Raw genomic sequence first — 15,097 nt, forward strand, 5'->3', positions numbered from 1 at the left:
GGGTGGGGCTCACCTATGACTTGATTGAACGGCACCGGGGCACCCAACCCTGGACGGTGTCGGTGGTGGTGCGCAGGACGTGGACGGACGCGGGGGCTCGCACGGACGTGTCCTTCGACGTCACGGTGCCGCTCGCGATGTTCTTTGGAACCCGGATTCCCGCGCCCGCGGACGGAGGGGCGTCTTCGGAGTAGCCCCGGGGCGGACCCCGTACTATGGGAGGTCCACCATGAACTTCGAGCTGACCGACATCCAGCGCGAGATCCAGCGGCTGTGCCGCGAGTTCGCCGCCAAGGAACTCATCCCCAACGCCCGCAAGTGGGACGAACAGCACGCGTGGCCCTCGGACGCGGTGAAGAAGCTGGCGGAGCTGTCCCTCCTGGGCATCGCGGTGCCGGAGCAGTGGGGCGGCGCGGGCCTGGACAACGTCTGTTACGCCATCGCCATGGAGGAGATATCGCGCGGCTGTGCCTCCACCGGCGTCATCATGAGCGTGAACAACTCGCTCTACTGCGACCCGGTGTCCAAGTTCGGCACCGACGAGCAGAAGGAGCAGTTCCTCAAGCCCTTCGCCAGCGGCCAGAAGATCGGCTGCTTCGGCCTGACGGAGCCCGAGGCCGGCAGCGACGCCGCCGCCCAGAAGACCATCGCCGTGAAGCGCGGCAATGAGTACGTCATCAACGGCTCCAAGAACTGGATCACCAACGGCCCCAAGGCCGACGCCATCGTCCTCATCACGATGACGAACAAGGAAGCGGGCAACAAGGGCATCACCGCGTTCCTCGTCCCCACCGACACGCCGGGATTCACCCGCGCGGAGCCCGACAAGAAGATGGGCATCAGCGCCGCCTGGTCCTGCTCCATGTTCTTCGAGGACATGCGCGTGCCGGAGAAGTACCGCCTGGGCAAGGAGGGCGAGGGCTTCAAGGTCGCCATGTCCACCCTGGACGGCGGCCGCATCGGCATCGCGTCGCAGGCGCTGGGCATCGCGCGCGCGGCCTTCGAGGAGGCCGTCCGCTACTCCGGTGAGCGCAAGACGTTCGGCAAGCCCATCCGCGACCACCAGGCCATCCAGTTCATGATCGCGGACATGGCCATGGAGATCGACGCGGCCCGCCTGCTGGTGTGGCGCGCGGCGCTCATGAAGGACAAGGGCGTGCGCCACAGCCCGGAGAGCGCCATGGCCAAGCTCTACGCCAGCGAGATGGCCAGCCGCGTGGCCAACAAGGCCCTGCAGATCCACGGCGGCATGGGCTACAGCAAGGAGATGGACGCCGAGCGCCACGTGCGCGACGCGCGCATCACCGAAATCTACGAGGGGACGAGCGAGATCCAGCGCATCGTCATCTCCGCCAACCTGCTCAAGGAGTAGTCACCCGGTCATGAAGCGCGCGCTCCTCCCCGTGCTGTTCCTGTCCCTGGGCCTGGCGTCTCCGCTGGCGCTCGCCCAGGGCGGCTCCAAGAAGAAGGCCGCGGCCACGCCTGCTCCGGCCACGCCGGCCCCCAAGAAGGACGACGGGCTGGACGTCAGCAGGCTGCCCTTCACCCCGGACTCCATCCGCCAGGTGATCGCCCACCACATGCCTCGCATCCAGGAGTGCTACGAGGACCACATGGTGGAGAAGGACAAGAAGGTGGAGGGCCTGCTCCGGACCACCTTCACCATCACCGCCGAAGGCACCGTGCGCAGCGCGAAGATCGACAAGCACGGCAGCACGCTGAAGGACGCGGGCCTCAACGACTGCGTGGTGGCGGTGCTGTCGTCCCTGGACTTCCCCAAGCCCCCGGACGGCCGCGACCACCCCATCGAGTACCCGTTCAACCTCAAGGCCATCGAGTAGCAGGACACCCGCGCCCGTGAACTTCGACCTCACCGAGACCCAGACGCTCATCCGTGACACCGCTCGCAAGTTCGCCCGCGAGCGCGTGGCCCCGCACGCCCGCGCGGCCGACCGCGAGGAGCGCTTCGACCCGGAAGTCTTCAAGGCCCTGGCCGAGGTGGGCCTGCTGGGCGTGAACCTGCCGGGGCAGTACGGCGGGGCGGAGGCGGGCGTGGTGTCCTATGCGCTGGCCATGATGGAGATGGCCGCCGCGGACGCCTCCGTGTCCGTGGCCATGGCCGTCACCAACATGTGCGCGGAGCTGATCCACGCCGTCGGCACCGACGCGCAGCGGGAGAAGTACGTCACGCGCATCACCTCCGGTGAGGCCATCGTCGGCGCGTTCGCCCTGAGCGAGCCGCACGCGGGCTCCGACCCGGGCGCCATGCGCACCACCGCCACCAGGCGCGGCGACGTGTACGTGCTCAACGGCAGCAAGCAGTGGATCACCTCCGGCGCCTACGCGGGCGTCATCGTCGTGTGGGCCCGCACGGGCCAGGCCGGCAACAAGGGCCTGTCCTGCTTCATCGTGGAGGGCGGCGCCAAGGGCCTCCACGTGGGCAAGCACGAGGACAAGATGGGCCTGCGCGCGTCCAACACCGTGGGGCTCACCTTCGAGGACTGCGAAGTGCCCGCGGCCAACCTCCTGGGCAAGGAAGGGGACGGCTTCCGCCTGGCCATGATGGCGCTGGACGGCGGCCGCATTGGCATCGCGGCGCAGGCGTGCGGCACCGGCCGCGCGGCGCTGGAGGCGGCGGTCTCCTACACCAAGGACCGCAAGGCCTTTGGCCAGGCCGTGGCGGACCTGCAGGGTCCCCGCTTCATGATGGCGGACATGCGCACCCAGCTGGACGCGGCGGAGCTGCTGACCCTGCGCGCCGCCGCCCTCAAGGAGGCCGGCCAGCCGTTCACCCGCGAGGCCTCCATGGCGAAGCTCTTCGCCAGCGAGATGAGCAACAAGGTCGCGGACAAGGCCGTGCAGCTGCACGGCGGCTACGGTTACATCGACGAGTTCCCGGTCGAGCGTTACTTCCGGGACGCGCGCGTGCAGACCATCTACGAGGGCACCAGCGAGGTGCAGCGGATGGTCATCGCCCGGGAAACATTCCGTCGCGAGGGGTAGCGCTCCGCTTGTCCCACATGGGGCGAGCGGGCAGGGGGCACCGGCCGGGTAGGACAGATGCGGACCCGGCCGGGCGTTCATAGAACACGGATCACCACTTGGCGCTGTGCCCCGCTTGACTCCCGGAAACTCAGGTGTCTAGGGTGCGCGGCTTCCAACCAGCCTTGCGTTCCCATTCAGGGGACACCCGCGGTTTCCCGTCGCTCCCCGCAGGCGGCCGCGCACCCATTCAAACAGGGGGCAGTTGTACCGTTCCAAGGACTTCCCATTCATGCAGCAGAACGTGAACCAGCAGATCGACGGCGGTGACGAAGACTTCGCGGCGATGTTCGAGGCCTCGCTCAAGGAGCGTGGCGGCGACGGAATCCTGAAGGAAGGCGAGATCGTCAAGGGCACGGTCGTGCAGGTGACGAAGGATTTCGCGATCGTGGACATCGGCTACAAGTCCGAGGGACAGGTCCCGATCTCCGAGTTCACCAATCCCCGCGGGGAAGTCACGGTCAAGGCCGGCGACCCCGTCGAGGTCCTCCTGGAGAGCCGCGAGAACGACACCGGCATGGTCGTCCTCTCCAAGGAGAAGGCCGACAAGATGCGCATCTGGGACGAGATCTCCGCCGCTTGCGAGCGTGATGAGATCGTCAAGGGCACCATCGTCGGACGCGTGAAGGGCGGCCTCTCCGTCGACATCGGCGTGAAGGCGTTCCTCCCTGGCTCCCAGGTCGACATCCGCCCTGTGCGCAACCTTGACCAGTACATCTCGAAGGAATTCGAGTTCAAGGTCATCAAGTTCAACAAGAAGCGCGGCAACATCGTCCTCTCTCGCCGCGTGCTGCTGGAGAAGCAGCGCGAGGAGATGAAGAAGGAGACCCTCAAGAACCTCAAGGAGGGTGCGGTCCTCAAGGGCGTGGTCAAGAACCTCACGGACTACGGCGCCTTCATCGACCTCGGCGGCATCGACGGCCTGCTGCACATCACCGACATGTCCTGGGGCCGCATCGGTCACCCCAGCGAGATGTTCAACGTCGGTGACGAAGTGCGCGTCGTCGTCCTCAAGTTCGACCCCGCGCAGGAGCGCGTCAGCCTGGGCCTCAAGCAGATCCAGGAGGACCCGTGGCACCGCGCCGACGAGAAGTACCCCGTCGGTACCCGCGTCGCCGGCAAGGTCGTGTCCATCACGGACTACGGCGCGTTCATCGAGATCGAGCAGGGCGTGGAGGGCCTGGTGCACGTGTCCGAGATGTCCTGGACCAAGCGCCTCAAGCACCCGTCCAAGATCCTGGAGGTCGGCCAGACGGTGGAGGCCGTCGTCCTCGACATCGATCCGAAGGCCAAGCGCATCGCGCTGGGCATGAAGCAGATCGAGCAGAACCCCTGGACGCTGCTCGAGGACAAGTACCCGATCGGCTCCGTCATCAAGGGCCAGATCCGCAACGTCACCGACTTCGGCGTGTTCGTCGGCGTCGAGGAGGGCGTGGACGGCCTGGTGCACGTGTCCGACATCTCCTGGACCCAGCGCATCAAGCACCCGGGCGAGATGTTCAAGAAGGGCGACGAGGTCGAGGCGGTGGTCCTCAACATCGACGTCGAGAACGAGCGCTTCAGCCTGGGCATCAAGCAGCTCCAGCCGGACCCCTGGGAGACGCTGTCCGAGCGCCTGCCGGTGGGCAGCCGCGTGAAGGGCAAGGTCACCAAGGTCACCGACTTCGGCGCGTTCGTGGAGATCGAGCCGGGCATCGAAGGCCTGGTCCACGTCTCCGAGCTGAAGGAAGAGCGCGTGGAGAACCCCCGCGACGTGGTGCAGGAGGGCCAGGAGGTCGAGGTCAAGCTCATCGACATCAACACCCCGGACCGCAAGGTGGCGCTGTCCATCAAGGCGCTCATCGGCGAGGGCGAGGACTACCGCGAGTACCTGCGCAAGCAGGCGGAAGGGTCCAAGGCCCGCCTGGGCGACGTCATGGCGAGCAAGCTGAAGAAGTAATCAGCCCCACGTCTTGAAGTGGATGGCGGCCGGGTTCCCAAGCGGGAGCCCGGCCGTTTCCATTTGATTCGCCCGAAACCGCCCGTGATAAGTCGCATCCAATCTTTCCCTGCGGTTCCCGGTTCCCCTCTCAAGGAGACAGTTCCATGGCTCGTGAAGTCGTCATCGTGGGCGCGGCTCGTACCCCCATCGGCTCCTTCCAGGGAGCGCTGTCCAAGCTCACCGCCCCCCAGCTGGGCGCCATCGCCATCAAGGCGGCCCTGGAGCGCGCGGGCGTGAAGCCGGAGGCCGTGCAGGAGGTCATCATGGGCAACGTCCTCCAGGCGGGCGTGGGCCAGGCGCCTGCCCGTCAGGCTGCCATCTTCGCGGGCATCCCGGAGTCCGTGCCGGCCGTCACCCTCAACAAGGTCTGTGGCTCCGGCCTCAAGACGGTCATCGCCGCGGCGCAGGCCATCGCCCTGGGTGACGCGGACGTCGTCGTCGCCGGCGGCATGGAGTCCATGTCCAACGCGCCCTACCTCAGCCACACCATGCGCGGCGGCTCCCGCATGGGGAACGTGGAGTTCAAGGACGCGATGATCCACGACGGCCTCTGGGACGTGTACGACAACGTCCACATGGGCATCTGCGCGGAGGCCTGTGCCACCACGCAGGGCATCAGCCGCGCGCAGCAGGACGAGTTCGCGCTGGAGTCCACGCGCCGCGCCATCCAGGCCCAGAAGGAAGGCCTGTTCGCCGCGGAGATCGTCCCCGTCCAGATTCCGGGCAAGAAGCCGGATGAGTTCACCACCGTCTCCGAGGACGAGGGCCCCAAGAACGCCAAGCCGGACAAGATCCCGGGCCTGAAGCCGGTGTTCAAGAAGGACGGCACCGTGACGGCCGCCAACGCGTCCTCCATCAACGACGGCGCCGCCGCCGTGGTGCTGATGAGCGAGGAGCGGGCGAAGGCCGAGGGCCGCACCATCCTGGGCCGCATCAAGGGCTACGCGCAGGCCGCCCGCAAGCCGGTGGAGTTCACCATCGCGCCGGCGGACGCCATCAACGCGCTGCTCAAGAAGCAGAACGTGACAGCCAAGGACGTGGACCTCTGGGAGATCAACGAGGCCTTCTCCGTGGTGTCCATCGCCAACAACAACATCCTCGGCCTGGAGCCGTCCAAGGTGAACGTGCGCGGCGGCGCGGTGGTGCTGGGCCACCCCATTGGCGCGTCCGGCACGCGCGTGCTCGTCACGCTGCTGCAGACGATGAAGGACCAGGACAAGAAGCGTGGCGTGGCGTCGCTCTGCATCGGCGGCGGCGAAGGCATCGCGCTGATGGTCGAGCGCTGAAGAGGACACCGCGCGCATGAACAAGGTCTACGCGAGCGCGGATGAGGCGGTCGCCGACATCCCGGACAACATCACTCTCATGAGTGGTGGGTTCGGGCTGTGCGGCAACCCCGAGAACCTCATCACGGCCCTGCACAAGAAGAACGTGAAGGGCCTCACCATCATCTCCAACAACTGCGGCACCACGGAGCTGGGGCTGGGCATCCTCCTGCAGAACAAGCAGGTGAAGAAGATGGTCGCCAGCTACGTGGGGGAGAACAAGGAGTTCGAGCGCCAGTTCCTCTCCGGGGAGCTGGAGGTGGAGCTCAACCCGCAGGGCACGCTCGCGGAGCGCATCCGCGCCGGGGGCTGCGGCATTGGCGGGTTCTTCACGCCGACGGGCGCGGGCACCCAGGTGGCGGAGGGCAAGGAGACGCGCATGATCGACGGGCGCCTCCACGTCCTGGAGACGCCGCTGAAGGCGGACTTCGCCATCGTCCACGCCTGGAAGGCGGACACCTGGGGCAACCTGGTGTTCCACAAGACGGCCCGGAACTTCACCCCCATGATGTGCATGGCCGCCAAGGTCACCATCGTGCAGGCGGAGCACATCGTGCAGCCGGGGGAGATCGACCCGGATCAGGTGCACATCCCGAGCATCTTCGTGCACCGCATCGTGCAGGCGCAGAACCTCCAGAAGTGGATCGAGCGGCGGACCGTCCGCAAGAAGGCGTCCTGAGCCATGCCCCTGACTCGTGAACAGATCGCGCAGCGCATCGCCCAGGAGCTGAAGGACGGCTTCTACGTGAACCTGGGCATCGGCATCCCCACGCTCGTGCCCAACTACATCCCGCCCGGGGTGGAGGTGGTGCTCCAGTCGGAGAACGGCCTGCTCGGCATCGGGCCGTATCCGGAAGAGGGGAAGGAGGACCCGGACCTCATCAACGCGGGCAAGGAGACGGTGACGGTGGTGAAGGGCTCCGCCTTCTTCGACTCCGCGCTGTCCTTCGGGATGATCCGCGGCGGCCACATCGACCTGGCCGTGCTGGGCGCCATGGAGGTCAGCGAAGAGGGTGACCTGGCCAACTGGATGATCCCCGGCAAGATGGTGAAGGGCATGGGCGGCGCCATGGACCTGGCCGTCGGTGCCAAGCGCATCTACGTGGCCATGGAGCACGCCAACAAGGACGGGCAGCCGAAGATCTTGAAGAAGTGCTCGCTGCCGCTGACGGGCCTCAAGTGCGTGCACCACATCGTCTCCGACCACGCGTTCATCGACGTGACGCCGGAGGGGCTGGTGCTTCGGGAGATCGCACCCGGACTGACGGTGGAACGGGTGCAGCAGCTCACCGAGCCGAAGCTGAAGATCGCGCCCGACCTGCGCGAGATGAAGTTTCCCGCCTGACGTTGGGTGCTAGGGTGCGCTTCCGTCTCTCCGGATGGGACGGAAGCCACCATCTCCCGGAGAGCGGAGTCCGTCATGGCCGATACTTCGGAGAAGCCTGTCCCCGCGCCTCGCGCGCACCGCATCGACCATGAGCTGCCCGTGGCGTACCGCACGGTGTCGGGCTTCGTGACGGACTGGGCGGTGAACCTGTCGCGCGGCGGGCTCTACATCAACACGCAGCAGCCCTTGCCGGTGGGCACGGTGGTGCGGCTGTTGGTGTCGCTGCCGGGCGCCAGCTTCCCGGTGGACCTGTCCGGGAAGGTGACCCGCACCAACCCCCAGGGGACGCCGGGGCAGGAGGTGCCGGGGATGGCGGTGGAGTTCCTGGACGTTGACGACGAGAAGCGGTCGCGCATCGAAGCGTTCGTGGAGCGCCTGCGGGAAGCCCTGCCGGCGGACGAGCGTGGCAGTGCGACCCGGAAGTAGGGCGGCCCCACCCAGGCGGCCCCCGCGAGTGCGCCTGCGATGACGACGCTGCCCGAATCCCCCATTGAACTGACGATTGAGCGGCTGGGCCAGCTGGGCGAAGGCGTGGCCCAATGGGAGGGGCGCACCGTCTTCGTGCCCGGCGCCTTCCCCGGCGACACCGTGCGCGTGCGCCTGGAGGTCCAGGGCAAGGTCGTGCGCGGCCTCCTGGGCCAGGTGCTGACGGACGGGGCGGAGCGCGTGCCGTCGCGCTGCGTGTACTCGGATGCGTGCGGCGGCTGTGACTGGCTGGAGCTGTCCGTCCCCGCGCAGCGGTCCGCGAAGCAGGAGATCGTCCTGTCCACGCTGGAGCACCTGGGCCGCCTGAAGCGGACGGACTTCAACGTGCGGCCGCTGATGGTCGCGCCCCGGGACTGGGGCTACCGCCGCCGCGCGGTGCTGCACGGGGCGGGGAAGGGGGCGCTCGGCTACTTCGGCCGGCGCACGCACGAGCGCATCCCCGTGGACGTCTGCCCCGCGCTCACGCCGGTGCTCACGGCGCTGCCCGGGAAGCTGGCCCCGTTGCTCAAGCCGCTGGCCAAGGACACCGAGGAGGTGTTGCTGCTGGCCGAGGGCGACAAAGCCGCGTTCGCGGTGAACATGAGCGGCCAGGTGACGGCGCGGCACCTGGAGGCGGCGGAGGCCGCGGTGCGCGCGCTGCGGCTGGAGGGCGCGGTGCTGGTGCCCAAGGAGGGCTCGGCGCGGCTCATCGGCCGGCCGGTGCTGCGCTCGCTGTCCCCGCTGCGCCCCGAGGTGCCGGTGTACCTGCGGCCGGATGCGTTCGCGCAGGCGCACGCGGAGGCCAACGTGGGGCTCGTCACGGCGGCTCTGTACGAGCTGGGCGCGAAGGAGACGGACTCCGTGCTGGAGCTGTACTCCGGCAACGGCAACTTCACGTTCCCCCTGGCCGGCACGGCGGGTTCGGTGCTGGGCGTGGAGTCATCTCCGGTGGGCGTGGAGCTGGCGCAGCGGAGTGCTCGCGAGGGCAGCGTGGCCAACGTGCGCTTCGTCCAGGGTGACGCGCGCAAGGTGTGCGACGGGCTGGTGGCGGAGGGGCGTTCGTTCGACCTGTGCCTCGCGGATCCGCCCCGGGCCGGTGCGCCGGGCCTGGCGAAGTGGATGCGCGCGTTGAACGTGCGCCGGGTCGTCTACGTGGCGTGCGACCCGGCCTCGCTGGCGCGCGACGCGGCGGGGCTGGTGGAGGCCGGTTACAAGCCCGTGGCGCTCCAGGTGGTGGACATGTTCCCGCAGACGCACCACGTGGAAGCGGTGATGTCCTTCGAACGGGGAGCCTGACGCGCCATGGACGCCCGCATCGTCGAGTTCGCCGAGGTCCTCCGCCAGAACGGCGTGCGCGTCAGCACGTCCGAGGTGCAGGACGCGCTGCGCGCCACCGCGGAGGTGGGCCTCGAGGACCGGGGGCTGTTCCGCTCCGTGCTGCGCACCACGCTGGTGAAGCGCGAGCTGGACGTGGAGACGTTCCGCCGCGCGTTCGACTTCTTCTTCTCCGGCGCGGCCCGCACGTTCGAGGCCATCGACCAGTCGCTGGCGAAGCAGCTGGAGGAAGAGGGCTACCTGGAAGGCGACCTGCTGAAGATGGTCATCTACCAGATGAACCTGCTGGCGCCGGAGATGTCCCCGCTGGCGCAGGCCATCCTCGCGGGGGACCGCGCCCGGCTGGCGCAGCTCTTCCGTCAGGCGTCGCTCCAGCTGGACCTGGGGCAGCTGGAGAGCCCCCTCCAGACGGGGTTCTTCACCCGGCGGATGCTGGCGGGCGCGGGCATGGAGCGGGCCCGGTCCGACCTGAAGTCGCTGGAGGACGAACTCAAGGCCCGGGGGCTCCATGCCGAGGGCGTGGAGATCGTCTCGCGCCACGTGGCCGCGGCCATGCGCAAGATTGAAGAGGCTGCTCGCGCGGAGGTGAAGCGCCAGTCGGAGGCTCGCATCCGCCGCCGCACGGACACCGTCACGGAGAAGCCGCTGCACCTGCTCTCGCAGGCGGAGGTGGACCAGATGGAGGCCGCTGTCCGCACGCTGGCGGAGAAGCTCAAGAGCCGGATGATCCGCAAGCAGCGCTCACACCGGCGCGGGTCGCTCCATGCCCAGCGCACGCTGCGCCGGAACATGCCCTGGGATGGCATCCCCATGGTGCCCGTGTTCCGCACCCGCCGGCCGGAGCGCCCGGAGCTGGTGGTGCTCTGCGACGTGTCCGACTCCGTGCGCAACGCGTCCCGGATGATGCTGCTGTTCATGCACACGATGCAGTCGCTGTTCGTGCGCGTGCGCTCGTTCGTCTTCGTGTCCGACGTGGGCGAGGTGACGCAGTTCTTCAAGGACCTGGACGTGAGCGAGGCCATTGACGCGGCGACCGCCGGGCGCACCGTGTCCATGAGCTCCAACTCCAACTACGGCCGTGCGCTGGCGGACTTCACGCGTGACCACCTGGGCAGCATCACGCGCCGCACCACCGTGATGATCATTGGCGACGGCCGCAACAACTACAACGCGAGCAACGCCTGGGCCCTCAAGGACCTGAAGCGCAAGGCCAAGCGCGTGCTGTGGATCTGCCCCGAGGAGCGGGGCAACTGGGGCATCGGCGACAGCGAGATGCTCACCTACGAGAAGCACTGCACCCAGGCCGTGGTCGTCACCTCCGTGTCGGACCTGGCCCGCATCGCGGAACAGCTCGTCCCCGTCTGAAACCCGCAGTCCCTTGAGGAGCCCCCCATGGCCCCGTCCTCCTTCTTCGACGACTACCAGGACGTCCCCAACGTGGAGACCGGTCCGGACTTCGACGCCGCCGATGACCGCACGCTGCGCATGGCGTCCCGGCCGGTGGACACGGCGCTGCTCGACCAGCTGGTCCGCTACCAGGAGACCTTCCTGGCGCACGTGGAGGCGGACGCCGGCCCGGAGGCCATGGCCCGCGCGGCCAAGGCGGCCCTGGAGGCGAGCGGCCTGGACGTGAAGGCGGCGGAGTGGGGGAGCGCGGTGCTCCGGGCCTTTGGCGGGCGGCGGTGGACGGTGCAGCGGCTGCGCTCGAAGCTGACGGAGCTGGAGTCCCGCTCCGGGCCGGAGGTGGACGAGGTGAAGAAGCGCGTCCAGGACGAGCTGGTGAAGCAGGAGCGGGAGACGGACGCCCTGGGCCGGCGGTACGGCGTGGAGACGGTGGCCCTGCTCCGGGGGCGCGAGGCGGAGCTCCTGGCCCTGCACACCCGGCTCCAGAAGGTGCTCAGCCGGGGATGACCCGGGGCGCCCGCCCGGTTGCATTCCGCGTCCGGGCGTTCCATAACGGCCCGTTTTCCTTCAAGGCCTACCCATGAAGCGCTACTTCATCCACACCTTCGGCTGCCAGATGAACGTCAACGACTCGCTCCGCATGAGCGAGGCGTTGTCGAAGATGTCCTACGTCCCCACGCCCGAGGCGGACAACGCGGACCTCATCATCCTCAACACCTGCTCCATCCGCGAGAAGGCCGAGGACAAGATGCTCTCCGCGCTGGGGCGCTACCGCGCGGTGAAGGCCAGCCGCGGAGCGATTCTTGGCGTGGGCGGCTGCGTGGCCCAGCAGGAGAAGGACAAGCTGCTGAAGAAGGTCCCGTACCTGGACTTCGTCTTCGGCCCGGACAACATCGCGAAGCTGCCGGAAGTCATCGCCCGCGTGCAGGACGCCCGCGAGCGCGTGGTGGAGACGGCCTTCGTGGACTCCGAGGAGTACGTCTTCCCGCGCGCCGACGCGGAGACGTCCCGCGGCAAGGTGTCCGAGTTCGTCACGGTGATGAAGGGCTGCGACAACGTCTGCTCCTTCTGCATCGTCCCGCACACCCGTGGCCGCGAGGTGAGCCGCAACTTCCCGGAGGTGCTCAACGAGGTGGCGGACCTGGCCGGCGTGGGCGTGCGGGAAGTGACGCTCATCGGCCAGAACGTCAACTCGTACCAGGGCGGCATCAGCTTCGCGCAGCTGCTCCTGCGCACCGCGGAGGTGCCGGGCATCGAGCGCGTGCGCTTCACCACCAGTCACCCGCATGACCTGTCGGACGAGCTGATCGAAGCCTTCCGCGTGCAGCCCAAGATTGCCCCGCACTTCCACCTGCCCGTGCAGTGCGGAAGCGATCGCATCCTGAAGATGATGCGCCGCGACTACACCGTCGAGCAGTACATGGAGCGGCTGGAGAAGCTGCGCGCCGCGCGGCCCGGCATCGCCATCACCACGGACATCATCGTGGGCTTCCCCGGTGAGACCGAGGAAGAGTTCGAGATGACGATGCAGCTCACCGAGCGGGTGAAGTACGACAACCAGTTCTCCTTCGTGTACAGCCCGCGCCCCAAGACGGGCGCCGCGCTGCGCGAGAAGGACTGGGGCCCCATCCCGCACGAGGTGAAGGTGGCGCGGCTGGAGCGCCTGCAGAAGCTGCAGCGGCGCATCAGCGGCGAGTACACCCAGGCGCAGGTGGGCCTGGACGTGGAGGTGCTGGTGGAGGGCCGCTCGCGCTACGACGCCACCAAGCGCTTTGGCCGCACGCCGGAGAACCGCACGGTGAACTTCGAGGGCGACGCCCCCGCGGGCTCCGTCGTGAAGGTGCACGTGGAGCGCGCCACGCCCAACCAGCTCGCGGGCAAGCAGGTGGCGATGCTCCAGGCCCCCACCGTGGCGCCGCCGGCGGTGGAGCTGCCCTTGCCGTTGCATGTCCCGGCGGAGGCCTGACGCCTTCCGCCGCTGTCCCGCCGTCGGAGGTGCCACCATGCCGTTGAAGCCGTTTCGCGGGGTGTCCCCCCGCGTTCATCCGAGCTGCTTCATCGAGGACTCCGCCCAGGTGGTGGGCGACGTGGAGCTGGGCGAGGACTCGTCCATCTGGTTCAACTCCGTGCTGCGCGGGGACGTGAACTCCATCCGCATCGGCAAGCGCACCAACATCCAGGATCTCACGATGATCCACGTCACCAGCCAGGGTGACTCCACGACGGTGGGGGATGACTGCACGGTGGGCCACCGGGTCATCCTCCACGGCTGCGTCGTGGGCCACCGGGTGCTGGTGGGCATGGGCGCCATCCTGATGGACGGCGTGGAGGTGGGGGACGACTGCATCATCGGCGCGGGCACGCTGCTGACGCCCGGGACGAAGATCCCCCCGGGGTCGCTGGTGGTGGGCTCGCCCGGCAAGGTGAAGCGCCCCATCCACGAAGGCGAGCGCGAGTTCCTGGTGCAGTCCGCCCTCCACTACGTGCACACCGCCGCTGAACACCGCGCCAGCCGCTGACGCGGCCGCGTTGTGCGTGTTAGGAACACCCCCATGGCGCTTGCCCCCGAGACGACCCTGAAGGCCTGTCCGCTCTTCAAGGGCTTCACCGACACCGGCATCTCCATCTTCGCGGCGGCGGCCGTGTCGCGCGCCTTCCCCAAGGGGACGGCGCTCTTCACCGAGGGCAAGCCCGGGGACTCGCTGCTGATTGTCGGCGAGGGCACCGTGCGGCTGAGCGCCCGGAGTCCCTCGGGTGAGGACGTGCCCCTGGGTGAGGTCACCGCCGGCGAGCCCCTGGGGGAACTGGCGCTCGTGCAGAAGGGCGAGCGGCTGTGCTCGGCGACCGCGCAGACGGACGTGATGGCGCTGGAGATCCGCTCGGCGGATTTCCAGAAGCTGCTCGCGCAGAAGCCGCAGGCCTGCATCAAGTTGTTGATGGGCATCGTCAGCCACTTCGGCGCGAAGGCCCGCGACAACCGGGACATGCTGCGCACGCTGGTAGCCCGGGCTCCCGGGACCTGAGCGACTGTCGGCCAGGCCGCGTGGAGTTCCTGCCGGAAGGCCGGAAGCTCACCAAGGCACTGCCGCTCGTACCCGGGGTGGTTACTGTCCTCGCCGGGAGTCCCCCCGGCTCCTGGCTGTCGCACACCGTAGGTACGGGTAGACAGAAAGCCGAGAGCTTTCGTGATGGGGCTCGGGCGCTTGAGGTGGGAAGCTGGGCGGCCGGAGTTTTCAACTGCCGCACCCGGTTGATGGCTGGGTGATGGACGGGCCAGCCCGGGTGGTCACCGAGCGGCCCTTCGGGAAGTGATTGGACGGAACGACGCGTGGAAGAACTGCTTACCAACCTGCTCGGTAACTCCCAGGGCCTCTTCGCCTACCTGACCGTGTTCGCCATCCTGGTGGCGTGCGGGCTGGGGGTGCCGCTTCCAGAGGACATCTCACTCATCCTCGGTGGGTTCCTGGCGCACAAGGGCGCGGCCGACCTGCCTGTGATGATGGCGGTGGGGTTCTTCGGCATCCTGGTGGGTGACAGCCTCATCTACCTGGCGGGTCGCCGGCTGGGCACGCGGCTGGGGCGCGACCCGGGGGCGAAGGGGGGCGGGTTCTTCTCGAAGATCGTCACGCCGGAGAAGCGGGCGAAGGTGGAGTCGCTCTTCGTCACGCACGGCCAGAAGATCGTGATGATTGCCCGCTTCATGCCGGGCGTGCGCGCGGTGACGTACTTCACCGCGGGCTCCGTCCACATGTCCTACTGGCGCTTCATCTTCTGGGACGGCCTGGCGGCGCTGCTGTCCGCGCCGGTGTTCGTGTGGCTCGGGTTCCACTTCGGTGGCGAGCTGGACATGGTCATCCGCAAGCTGAAGGACGGCCAGGTCGTGGTGATGGGGACGCTGGCGGTGCTGGCGGTGGGCTACTTCCTCTACCGCCGCCGCAAGAACGCGAAGCTCAAGGCGCAGGCCGCCGCCCAGGCGCAGGTGACGCCGGTGGCGCTGCCGCCCGTGCCGGAGACGCTGGAGAACAGCGTGTCTTCCACGCGCGCGCCCAGCTCCAGCGCCTTCTTCGACGTGCCCGCCGACAAGGCGCCCGCGTCCGAGCCGGACCTGAACGCTCACAAGTAGCGGCTGCTCACCGGTGACGCGGTTCACGGACCCCG

Annotated in this window: 15 protein-coding genes and 1 pseudogene; all 16 read left to right on the forward strand. The window is 68.3% G+C overall.

Annotated elements, in window-relative coordinates:
* Window positions 1–194 (forward strand): annotated as a pseudogene (locus tag D7X55_RS05390) (hypothetical protein); the annotation flags it as partial.
* Between the two features lie 35 nt (window positions 195–229).
* Window positions 230–1,372 (forward strand): acyl-CoA dehydrogenase, encoded by a 1,143-nt coding sequence (locus tag D7X55_RS05395; protein ID WP_120552344.1) that lies wholly within the window; start codon window positions 230–232, stop codon window positions 1,370–1,372.
* Window positions 1,373–1,382: 10 nt separating this feature from the next.
* On the forward strand, window positions 1,383–1,841 hold the full coding sequence (locus tag D7X55_RS05400) for an AgmX/PglI C-terminal domain-containing protein (RefSeq protein ID WP_120552345.1): 459 nt from the start codon (window positions 1,383–1,385) through the stop codon (window positions 1,839–1,841).
* 16 nt (window positions 1,842–1,857) lie between these two features.
* Window positions 1,858–3,003, forward strand: a complete 1,146-nt coding sequence (locus tag D7X55_RS05405) for an acyl-CoA dehydrogenase family protein (protein WP_121722427.1) — start codon at window positions 1,858–1,860, stop codon at window positions 3,001–3,003.
* 271 nt (window positions 3,004–3,274) lie between these two features.
* On the forward strand, window positions 3,275–4,981 hold the full coding sequence (locus tag D7X55_RS05410) for a 30S ribosomal protein S1 (RefSeq protein ID WP_120552356.1): 1,707 nt from the start codon (window positions 3,275–3,277) through the stop codon (window positions 4,979–4,981).
* Between the two features lie 146 nt (window positions 4,982–5,127).
* On the forward strand, window positions 5,128–6,309 hold the full coding sequence (locus D7X55_RS05415; RefSeq protein WP_120552347.1) for an acetyl-CoA C-acetyltransferase: 1,182 nt from the start codon (window positions 5,128–5,130) through the stop codon (window positions 6,307–6,309).
* A gap of 16 nt (window positions 6,310–6,325) precedes the next feature.
* Window positions 6,326–7,027, forward strand: coding sequence for a CoA transferase subunit A (locus D7X55_RS05420; protein ID WP_120552348.1), 702 nt, complete (start codon window positions 6,326–6,328; stop codon window positions 7,025–7,027).
* A 3-nt stretch (window positions 7,028–7,030) separates the two neighbouring features.
* On the forward strand, window positions 7,031–7,693 hold the full coding sequence (locus D7X55_RS05425; protein WP_120552349.1) for a CoA transferase subunit B: 663 nt from the start codon (window positions 7,031–7,033) through the stop codon (window positions 7,691–7,693).
* 75 nt (window positions 7,694–7,768) lie between these two features.
* Window positions 7,769–8,161, forward strand: coding sequence for a TIGR02266 family protein (locus D7X55_RS05430; RefSeq protein ID WP_120552350.1), 393 nt, complete (start codon window positions 7,769–7,771; stop codon window positions 8,159–8,161).
* 39 nt (window positions 8,162–8,200) lie between these two features.
* On the forward strand, window positions 8,201–9,496 hold the full coding sequence (locus D7X55_RS05435; protein ID WP_121722428.1) for a class I SAM-dependent RNA methyltransferase: 1,296 nt from the start codon (window positions 8,201–8,203) through the stop codon (window positions 9,494–9,496).
* A 6-nt stretch (window positions 9,497–9,502) separates the two neighbouring features.
* Window positions 9,503–10,900, forward strand: a complete 1,398-nt coding sequence (locus D7X55_RS05440; RefSeq protein WP_120552352.1) for a VWA domain-containing protein — start codon at window positions 9,503–9,505, stop codon at window positions 10,898–10,900.
* Between the two features lie 27 nt (window positions 10,901–10,927).
* Window positions 10,928–11,446 carry a hypothetical protein gene (locus D7X55_RS05445; RefSeq protein WP_120552353.1) on the forward strand — a complete coding sequence of 173 codons (519 nt, stop codon included), beginning with the start codon at window positions 10,928–10,930 and terminating at the stop codon, window positions 11,444–11,446.
* A 73-nt stretch (window positions 11,447–11,519) separates the two neighbouring features.
* Window positions 11,520–12,905, forward strand: a complete 1,386-nt coding sequence (miaB, locus tag D7X55_RS05450; RefSeq protein WP_121722429.1) for a tRNA (N6-isopentenyl adenosine(37)-C2)-methylthiotransferase MiaB — start codon at window positions 11,520–11,522, stop codon at window positions 12,903–12,905.
* Window positions 12,906–12,942: 37 nt separating this feature from the next.
* Window positions 12,943–13,458: a gamma carbonic anhydrase family protein gene (locus D7X55_RS05455; RefSeq protein ID WP_120552357.1), complete on the forward strand. Its 516-nt coding sequence runs from the start codon at window positions 12,943–12,945 to the stop codon at window positions 13,456–13,458.
* A 33-nt stretch (window positions 13,459–13,491) separates the two neighbouring features.
* Window positions 13,492–13,962, forward strand: a complete 471-nt coding sequence (locus D7X55_RS05460) for a cyclic nucleotide-binding domain-containing protein (protein WP_120552355.1) — start codon at window positions 13,492–13,494, stop codon at window positions 13,960–13,962.
* A 305-nt stretch (window positions 13,963–14,267) separates the two neighbouring features.
* Window positions 14,268–15,062: a DedA family protein gene (locus D7X55_RS05465; protein WP_121722430.1), complete on the forward strand. Its 795-nt coding sequence runs from the start codon at window positions 14,268–14,270 to the stop codon at window positions 15,060–15,062.
* The last annotated feature ends 35 nt before the right edge of the window (window positions 15,063–15,097 follow it).

It is taken from the genome of Corallococcus sp. AB049A (assembly GCF_003668885.1).
GTDB lineage: Bacteria > Myxococcota > Myxococcia > Myxococcales > Myxococcaceae > Corallococcus > Corallococcus interemptor.

Coding starts and splice junctions, on each gene's coding strand:
- miaB (WP_121722429.1), top strand. CDS start 11,520: ATGAAGCGCTACTTCATCCACACCTTCGGCTGCCAGATGAACGTCAAC.
- D7X55_RS05445 (WP_120552353.1), top strand. CDS start 10,928: ATGGCCCCGTCCTCCTTCTTCGACGACTACCAGGACGTCCCCAACGTG.
- D7X55_RS05440 (WP_120552352.1), top strand. CDS start 9,503: ATGGACGCCCGCATCGTCGAGTTCGCCGAGGTCCTCCGCCAGAACGGC.
- D7X55_RS05415 (WP_120552347.1), top strand. CDS start 5,128: ATGGCTCGTGAAGTCGTCATCGTGGGCGCGGCTCGTACCCCCATCGGC.
- D7X55_RS05425 (WP_120552349.1), top strand. CDS start 7,031: ATGCCCCTGACTCGTGAACAGATCGCGCAGCGCATCGCCCAGGAGCTG.
- D7X55_RS05420 (WP_120552348.1), top strand. CDS start 6,326: ATGAACAAGGTCTACGCGAGCGCGGATGAGGCGGTCGCCGACATCCCG.
- D7X55_RS05455 (WP_120552357.1), top strand. CDS start 12,943: ATGCCGTTGAAGCCGTTTCGCGGGGTGTCCCCCCGCGTTCATCCGAGC.
- D7X55_RS05430 (WP_120552350.1), top strand. CDS start 7,769: ATGGCCGATACTTCGGAGAAGCCTGTCCCCGCGCCTCGCGCGCACCGC.
- D7X55_RS05395 (WP_120552344.1), top strand. CDS start 230: ATGAACTTCGAGCTGACCGACATCCAGCGCGAGATCCAGCGGCTGTGC.
- D7X55_RS05460 (WP_120552355.1), top strand. CDS start 13,492: ATGGCGCTTGCCCCCGAGACGACCCTGAAGGCCTGTCCGCTCTTCAAG.
- D7X55_RS05435 (WP_121722428.1), top strand. CDS start 8,201: ATGACGACGCTGCCCGAATCCCCCATTGAACTGACGATTGAGCGGCTG.
- D7X55_RS05410 (WP_120552356.1), top strand. CDS start 3,275: ATGCAGCAGAACGTGAACCAGCAGATCGACGGCGGTGACGAAGACTTC.
- D7X55_RS05400 (WP_120552345.1), top strand. CDS start 1,383: ATGAAGCGCGCGCTCCTCCCCGTGCTGTTCCTGTCCCTGGGCCTGGCG.